10 protein-coding genes are annotated in these 7780 nt (G+C 73.7%); 5 read left to right on the top strand and 5 right to left on the bottom strand.

All coding sequences use genetic code 11. From position 1 onward, the window contains the following. The 5 genes from AB0E96_RS35585 to AB0E96_RS35565 form a co-directional block, all read right to left on the bottom strand. Positions 1-1146 (bottom strand): hypothetical protein (locus AB0E96_RS35585; protein ID WP_359830028.1); only part of this gene is annotated, 1146 nt, incomplete at its 3' end. Continuing rightward, positions 1143-1337: a hypothetical protein gene (locus AB0E96_RS35580; protein WP_359830027.1), complete on the bottom strand. Its 195-nt coding sequence runs from the start codon at positions 1335-1337 to the stop codon at positions 1143-1145. The genes AB0E96_RS35580 and AB0E96_RS35585, both read right to left, overlap by 4 nt. Continuing rightward, positions 1337-2764 carry a 3'-5' exonuclease gene (locus AB0E96_RS35575; protein ID WP_359830025.1) on the bottom strand — a complete coding sequence of 476 codons (1428 nt, stop codon included), beginning with the start codon at positions 2762-2764 and terminating at the stop codon, positions 1337-1339. The genes AB0E96_RS35580 and AB0E96_RS35575 overlap by 1 nt, the downstream gene beginning before the upstream one ends. Positions 2765-2953: 189 nt before the next feature. Continuing rightward, complete coding sequence (locus AB0E96_RS35570; RefSeq protein WP_359830023.1) at positions 2954-3493, bottom strand: hypothetical protein; 540 nt, start codon at positions 3491-3493, stop codon at positions 2954-2956. Between the two features lie 58 nt (positions 3494-3551). Continuing rightward, complete coding sequence (locus tag AB0E96_RS35565) at positions 3552-3749, bottom strand: hypothetical protein (RefSeq protein ID WP_359830021.1); 198 nt, start codon at positions 3747-3749, stop codon at positions 3552-3554. A gap of 576 nt (positions 3750-4325) precedes the next feature. On the opposite strand from AB0E96_RS35565, the gene AB0E96_RS35560 reads away from it, so the two are divergent. The 5 genes from AB0E96_RS35560 to AB0E96_RS35540 all read left to right on the top strand — a co-directional run bounded on the left by AB0E96_RS35560 (position 4326) and on the right by AB0E96_RS35540 (position 7420). Beyond that, the gene (locus AB0E96_RS35560; protein WP_359830020.1) at positions 4326-4829 is read left to right on the top strand and encodes a Pycsar system effector family protein; all 504 of its coding nucleotides are present in this window, start codon (positions 4326-4328) and stop codon (positions 4827-4829) included. Between the two features lie 35 nt (positions 4830-4864). Beyond that, positions 4865-6043 carry a hypothetical protein gene (locus tag AB0E96_RS35555; protein ID WP_359830018.1) on the top strand — a complete coding sequence of 393 codons (1179 nt, stop codon included), beginning with the start codon at positions 4865-4867 and terminating at the stop codon, positions 6041-6043. A gap of 38 nt (positions 6044-6081) precedes the next feature. Next, positions 6082-6573, top strand: coding sequence for a hypothetical protein (locus tag AB0E96_RS35550; RefSeq protein WP_359830016.1), 492 nt, complete (start codon positions 6082-6084; stop codon positions 6571-6573). Then, a complete protein-coding gene (locus AB0E96_RS35545) occupies positions 6570-7007 on the top strand; it encodes a hypothetical protein (protein WP_359830014.1) in 438 nt (145 codons plus the stop codon). The genes AB0E96_RS35550 and AB0E96_RS35545 overlap by 4 nt, the downstream gene beginning before the upstream one ends. 71 nt (positions 7008-7078) lie before the next feature. After that, positions 7079-7420, top strand: coding sequence for a hypothetical protein (locus tag AB0E96_RS35540; protein WP_359830013.1), 342 nt, complete (start codon positions 7079-7081; stop codon positions 7418-7420). Positions 7421-7780 lie beyond the last annotated feature (360 nt).

Here is a 7780-nt window from a genome sequence, read left to right as displayed (position 1 = left end):
TCCCCTGACGTGCCCGGGCACGATCCGGTCTTCGTGCTCGCACCCGCCGTCCTCATGCGCCCTGGGGTTGAGGCAGGTGTACCTGCGGTACGGGCGAACCGGCCAGCGGCAGGTCCACGAGGGCTCGCGCCGGCCGGTCGAGGCGGCCGCGTCCTTCTCCGCCGCCGCCCGGGACGGCCGGTGCCGGGTGTGCACGTTGACGATCCGCACCGTCCCGTCGTCCGGGATGCCCGCCCGCCGGTCACGCTTCTGACCGACCCGGGCACGCGGGATGCTGGCCGTCTCCGTCAGCTGCCCGCTTCCGGTCTGCGCCATCAGCTGCCAGGCGGTGTACACCACCTGGGCCCAGCGCAGCGTGCTGTCCTCCGGGGTGTCCCCGAAGGGCGTCCCGTAGGCCAGGACCACCTCGTTGTCCCACGACACCGGCCCGGTGATCCGCCGGTCGGTGGCGAGCATCCCGGCCGTGACCTTCGTGCCGTCCGGCCCGACGCTGACCAGCAGGTCCGGCGGGAGCACGTCGTACGGCGACCCCGCGTCCGCGTAGAAGGTGAGCCACACGCCCCGCATCGCGCCGAAGGCCAGCATCTGTCCCTCCGCGGACTGGTTCAACCACCGGACCGAGCCCGGCCGGCCGTCGACCAGGACGTCGTCGGGCGTCCAGGTCGACCACGACACCGCGACGATCGGGGAGGTCAGTGACAGGTCCGGGCCCGGGATCTCGAACCCGGTGCCCGCCAGGGCGTCCCCGACGGACACCGCATAGCCCCCGATCGGCTGCTGGAAGACCATGAACCCGGCCGGGCTCGGCAGCCGGCTCTCCCGGACCGGCTCGGTCGGCGGGGTCTCGGCGGCCGCCAGGGCGAGGCTCACCATGTCGTCGGTCGCGTAGTACAGCTGGGCCCGCTCCAGGCGCTGCACCTCCAGGCGGGCGAGGAGCTGGGCCCCGATCGCCCCGGGCGAGTACGTCGTCCCCGCCACCGGCACCGTGGGGATCATCGTCGCCTTGCCCGCGTTGATCGCGCTGCTGAGCGTCTGCAGCGAGATCGCCGAGCCCGTGAACTCCGCCAGGTCCGCCCGCCAGTCCGGCAGTTGGCCCGGCTCCGGCGCCGACCACGCCGGGAGCTGGCGCAGATCGGTGATCCTCACCGGCCCCGCCCTCCCCAGCCGGCGTCGGCGGGCTGGACGTCGAGGACGACGCGCAGCCCCCCGGCGCGGTGGTTGAGGCGGGTCGGCTCGGACACCAGCAGCGTCTCGGCGTCCCGCAGGACCGGCAGCAGGAGCTCCAGGACCCGCTCGCCGAGCTCCCGGTCGTCCGTCATCAGGCGAAGCTGGGCCATCAGCGGGCCACCTCCTCGACGGCGGCCGGCGCGTCGCCGGACGGCTGCACGGGCAGCACCGCGGCCGGGCGGCCCGCCACCTCCGAGAGCCGGTCGAAGACCGCCAGAGCGTCGCCCACCGCCCGGTGCGGGCCGTTCAGCTTCTGCCAGCGGTAGCCGCCGTACTCGGAGGGCTCCCCGTACCAGTCGCTGCACGAGACCATCACGTCCTCCCAGGCCTCCGTGGACAGCCAGGCGTCCGCGCTGGCCGCCGGGTCCGGGTGGCCCAGCCGCCGGTAGTACCCGACGAGTTCGCCCCGCAGCACTCGCCGGTCGAACGCGACGAGGTTCCAGCCCACGATCCGGCGCGTCCCGTAGCTCCAGCCGCCGCCGGCGCGCGGCCGCCTCAGGGTGAGCACGCGCGTCAGGTCGGCCATCAGCTGGTCGAAGGTCGGCACGCCGGGCGCCGTCACCATCGCGTCCGTGATCCCGTGGTGGCGGGTGGCCTCCGCCGGGATCGGGACGCCCGGGTTCACCAGGGTGCTCAGCAGCACCCGCCGGTCCGTGGTGACCACGCCGATCTCCACGATCCGCGCGTCGTCCCCGAGCCCGGTGGTCTCCAGGTCGAGCGCCACCACCTCCGGGTCATCCAGGATCCCCGCCGCCCAGTGCGCCAGCAGTGCGACCTCTCGCTCCCGCTTCATCCGCTCCTCCATCCGCCGCTTCTCCATCCGCTCCCACACCAAGCGGTGCCGCTCGGCCCGCTCCGTCTCCTGCCGCTCGGCGCACGGCGGGCACGCCCGCGGCGCCCGCCAGGCCGTCGGGTTGGCCCGGCGCCAGGCCAGCGCCGCCTTCTTCGTCCCCAACCGCGTCCCGCACCCGGCCGAGCACACCGTCACCGAGACCACCCAGGCCGCCAGCGCCTCCCGGTCCCGCCGCGCCTGCGCCGTCCGGCAGGCCGGGCACAGCCGGCGCTTCGACCAGCCCACGCTCACCACCGGGTACGGCCGCGGCCGCACCTGCCCGCAGCCCGAGCAGGTCCGCGCCCGCAGCCGGCGCGCCGCGGCCTCCGCCCTCTCCCGGCACCGCTCGCACTGGCCCCCGCGCACCGGCTCCGTCCCCACCACCCCGCACCCCGGGCAGGTGCGGGCCCGCTCCTGCCGGAGCTTGATCCGCCCCGGCAGCGGCCGCATCCGCACCGCCGCTCCCGGGTCGTACAGCGCCCGCTCCTCCCGCCCTCGCGACCTGCCGGTGTGGAAGTGCGTGACGACGTACGCGAGGGGGAGCTGGCCCGGCGCCAGGTTGAGCCGGGCCCCGCGCAGCTGCGTCACCGTGCGCAGGTAGGCCGGCGCCCGCCCGGAGTCGTACACCGGCACGCCGCCCTCCAGCCGCAGCGGCTCACCCCGCGGGGCCCGGCCGCAATCGGCCGGAGTTTCGAATTCAGACACCGGGGTTCCTCCTTTCTCGGGGACCAATCGAAGCCTATCAAGAAATAGCGTGAAATGCGGCGGAATGCAAGTCTCCAGCGAAATCGAATCGGCGCGCGAAATGGAATTCCGCGCGCCGATTCAACAACCGAGGTCGGTTGTTATGTCCGGCTATCGGGCCGTCTCCGGCCATGAACAACCGAGGTCGGTTCACTCGTCTTCCGACTCCTCTTGCTCCGGCCGGCCGTACCGGTCGAGGGCCTGCCGGATGATCCGGCCGGGGGAGTGGATCAGCTCGGCCAGGCGGCGGCGCTCGGCGGTGCCGAGGTTCGGTCCGTACTGGCTGAGCGCCGCCGCGCTGACGCGCCACGACGCGGTCCGCAGCTCTTTGACCAGCTCGGACGGCAGGAGGTAGTTCCGTTCCACCAGCCGCACCTCCGGGGCCGGCCCGGGCCAGCGGCCGGAGAGCTTCATCTCGCACTCCTCCTCCGTCGTGAGCGGCTCCCAGGGGCCGGCCAGGTCCGGCTCGGCCAGGCGCCGACGTACGGCCGAGGCCACCACCGCGTCCAGCGGGGGCCAGGTGTCCGGACGGACCAGGGCCAGCTGCACCCGGGCCGCCCGGGGGCCAATTCCTTCCCGTTCCAGTTCTTTCAGGTATTCCGCCTGTTCGATCTTGTGGCGCTTTTTCCGCAGGTTGAATCGGCCTGCCTGCTGGGGTGTGATGCTCACGGTGATCTGTACGGAGGTCATGTTTTCCAATCTACCGAGGTCGGTTGTTTGCCCGGCTTGCGCCGCGCCGCGCGTTCGCTCAGCCGGCGGAGTCGGGCCGCAGGCCGAGGGGGCGTCGGCCGCTGGTCGGGCGGACCGGGGCGGCGGGCGGGGGCACCAGGCCCTCCCAGGGGTCCGGCCGGTCCGTGCGGACGGCCGGCTCCGCGGCGGCCGGGGTCTCCACCGGCTGCTCGGCCGGGAGCTGGAGGGGTCGGCGGTGGTTCTGAGGAGTCGTCACCCGACCAGTCTGCCGTACGGCGGACCCGTGCCGTACCCGAAGGAGCGGCCCGGGCGCGGGTCAGGACATGCCTCCGGCGGGCCAACCCAACCAAGAGGACCCGGGCGCCCTGCCGGGCCTGACCCGCCGTTGGTGGTGGGGCTGGGTGGGGGTGGCCCGGTGCGGTCCCCTCGGCAGACGCCCTCCGCACCCTGGCACACCCCGGCGGAGGACCAGGGCGACCTGTCCGGGAATTTCCGCCGGCCGCCGCCCGAGGGGCGACGACCACCGGAAATTCCCTCCCAGGCCGGGCGCCCGGCGGCGCCCGGACCCTGGCCCCCCACCAGGGCGCGCCCCCACCGTGAGGCCGCCCGCCGAGGGGACCACCCCGAACCAGGCAGGAGGACTGCGGCAGGCGCCGCCAGGGGCCCGGCCACCCGCAACCCGGCAGCCACAGCCCCGAAAACGTTTCATTTCATTTCGTCACACGCGATGAAATGAGTTGACGAAATGCAATGCAATGAAATACAATTGAGTCATCGTCAGGCGGCCGGGGGCGACCCGGCCGGCGCTCCATCAGCAGTGAGGAGAGGAACCATGACCAGTACCCAGCAGGCCGAGGCCGCCCCGGAGGCCCCCGCCGCCGGCGACGCCCAGTGGACCGCCGCCCTGACCGCCGTCACGGCCCAGGTCAGCGGCACGGACGCGAAGAGCGCCGCTCTGCTGACCGGCCTCGGGCTGCCCCTCGCCGTCCTGACGGCCGCCGTCCAGGGCCGGGAGCTGAGCACCCCGGTCACCGTGCTGGTCGGGCTCGGCGGCGGTGCCCTGGTCGTCGCCCTGCTGCTGGTCCTGTTGGCGGTCCGGCCGGTGCTCCCGCCGGGCCGCAGCGCGCGCGGATCGTTCCTGTACTGGGCGGAGTGCACGCCGGCCCAGCTGGCCGCCGACGTCGCCGCCGCCTCGACCTGCGACCACCGGGTGACGCGGGTTCAGGACCTGTCCCGGCTCGCCCTGCGCAAGCACAGGCTGGTCCGGGCCGCGGTCCACGTCACGATCGCCGGTCTCCTCCTGCTCGGCGCCGCCCTGGTCGCCGGGCTGGTCTGACCGGCCGCCCACCCCGATACGAGAGGATCACCCCCATGACCACCCCAGACACCCCGCCCGCCGAGCCGACCGACCAGGCCCCCACCTGCCGCTACCCCGGCTGCACCAACGCGCCCGCGGCGGCGGAGGAGGGCAAGGCCGGCGCCAAGCCCAAGTACTGCTCCAACCCGGACCACAACGCGATGAGCGCGTGGCGGGCGAAGAACCCGAAGACGCCGAAGGCCGGCACCCGGGCCGCCGAGCGCGAGGACCTGAAGGACCGTCCGGTGGCGCAGGCCCAGGCGGCCGTGACGGACCTCCGGGGCGAGGTCATCGCCGCCGTGACCGGGGCGCTGGAGCGGTTCGAGGAGCTGGTGGGCGAACTGCGGACGATGGCTGACCCCGAGGCCGCCGCCGCCCAGGCCGTCACCGTCACCACCGACGCGGACGCCCGGGTCGCCGAGGCCATGAAGAGCGCCGCCGACGAGCGGGCGCGGCGGCTCGGCATCGAGCAGCAGAACCGCACGCTGCAGGACGCCATGGCGGAGGCCGCCGACGCCGCCGAGACCGCGATGACCACGCTGGAGACCCGCACCGCCGAGCACGCCCAGGCCCGCGAGGAACTCCTGGCCGACACCCAGCGCCGGATCAAGGCCACCGAGGACGAGGCCGGCCGCCAGGTGACCGCCGCCCGGGTCGAGGCGCGGGACAAGATTGCCGCGGTCCGCACCGAGCTGGAGGAGTTCAAGACCTCCACCGAGCAGGTCCGGCAGCAGGAGCGGGCTGAAGCGGAGCGGGTCGCCGCGGAGCAGGCCCGCGTCGTCGCCAAGGCCCAGGAGGACGTGAAGACCGCCAAAGCCCGCGCGGAGAAGGCCGAGGAGCAGGCCCGCGCGGCCAAGGAGGAGACGAAGCGGATCGCCGCGGCCGCCGCCGAGAAGGTGACGGAGGCCCAGCTGGCCGCCGCCACCGCCAAGGGGAAGGCGGAGGCTCAGGAGGAGACGATCTCCGCCCTGAAGACCGCCGCGGCCGCCGCCGAGACCGCCCGCCAGAACGCGGTCGACACCGCCCGCCGACAGGAGGACCGTGCCACCGCCCTGCAGGGCCAGGTCGACCGGCTCCAGGGGCTCCACGGGGCGCTGGAGAAGCTGACCGAGGAGCAGGCCTCCCGGATCGGCGACCTGGAACGCGAGCTGGCCGCCGCCACCGCCAAGGACAAGGGCAAGACCGGCCGCTGACCGGTGGGCCGTCAACGTCGAGACGAGAGGATCACCCGATGAACGTGAAGTCGTTGCAGCTCAAGCCCCTGACCCCGTGGGAGGACATCACCCCCGGCTGGAGCAAGGCCAGCCTCATCCAGTGCGCGGGCAACCGGCTGAAGCGGGTCATGTACGGGACCGAGGTCGGCCTGGTCCCGGACGCCGCGTTCACCGCGGACTGCGCGGCCGCCGACGTCCGGCTGGACGCGCTGCGGGCCGCCGACCCCGACGACGCCGGCACCGCCTACGCGGGCATGACGTTCTCCGCCGTCGCCCCCACCGGCCGGACGGACGAGGAGCGCGCCCGCGCCGAGTACTACCTGTGCCACGAGTTGCTGGAGTACGCGCACCGGCACGGGCTCTGGTACGGCGAGCACCCGGCGCTGGACCCCGGGCTGAGGGGCCGCTACCAGGAGTCGGGGGGCAGCGTCGAACCCATCTTCGCCGCGCTCCGTGCGCGGGGCGCCGAGATCCGGGCCAAGTGGGAAGCCGAGGAGGCCGCGAAGTGAGCTACCTCCAGGACGACCCCGGGTTCAGCCCGGAGGACTCCATCCCGGCCGAGGAGATCGAGCGCCGGGACCAGATTCTGCACGAGCAGGCGTACCAGGATCTGCTCGGCTGGCACGAGGAGGGCGAGTTCACCGACCAGGAGCTGGCCGCCGAGGTGGCCGCGCTGGACGCATACGGCGCCGAGCGCGGGTACCCCCGGCCGGACTGGCTGGACACCCCGGCCGCCGAGCCGGAGTCGTGGGACCTCACGCCGCCCGCCCCCGAGAGCCCCGGCGTGACGGTCGACCAGCTCGGCACCGCGGTGGACGCCGCCGTGGGCGCGGCCGAGGCCGGGCCGCCCGCCATCGCCGCGGCGGTCGAGATGCCGGCGCCGTCGCAGAGCATCGCCCTGGACGTCCCCGAGATCGGCGGGCTCGGGATCGGCTACCAGTAGGAGGAGCGCGGGGTCGCCCGGTTCACCCCGGGCGGCCCCCGCTAAGCCAACGACGAGATGAGGAGAGCCGAGTGCTGTTGGAGATCGTGGCCGCCGCGGTGGGAGCCGGTGCCGGCGCTGTTGTCGTCCGGCCGTTCCGCCGCGCCCGCCGACTCGCCGACCTCCAGGCCCGCGCCGAGCGGGGCCAGGAGCACCGCCGCCGGGTGCTCCAGTCGGCGGCGGACATGGCCATCACCCACACCCCGGCTGGGCCGGACGGCCACCGGCACGTCACCGTGGCCCACGTCCAGGCGCTCGCCGCCGAGCACTTCGCCGTCCGCGCCGGCACCGAGGAGGCCGCGGCCGCGCTCGCCGCCCAGCTGCACCACCGAGGGTGGCTCGGCATCAGGACTGATCTCCTGGACCCCAGCTGAGACGCCGTTGCGGAAAATTTGATCTCCAGACCATCACAAATCGGGACGTTCCCGCGCCTGCTGGTCACACAAGTGCGTGTCATCACCAGCACGGACCGTAGGAGTTGTGAAATGCTGCCCGATGGCTTAAACCGATCGATTCTGGAGATCGCCTAGACGCCGCCAGGCACGCAGAAGCGCCCCACCGGGATTGCCGTCCCGTGAGGCGCACACCACGTCAACTACATACCTGTTGTCAGACCCTCCAGCCCCGCCCGCAGTCGCGAAACTCGCCGGGGTTGAAGGTCCAGGACGACACACCCTTTTAAGCGTTCATCCGGGAGACGACTATAGCCGTCAGCTCACCGGTCTGCACAGCAC

Source organism: Kitasatospora sp. NPDC036755 (assembly GCF_040636595.1).
In the GTDB taxonomy this organism is placed as follows: Bacteria; Actinomycetota; Actinomycetes; order Streptomycetales; family Streptomycetaceae; genus Kitasatospora.
Note: the sequence above shows the minus strand (reverse complement) of the source record. Positions and strands in the feature narration are given on the sequence as shown.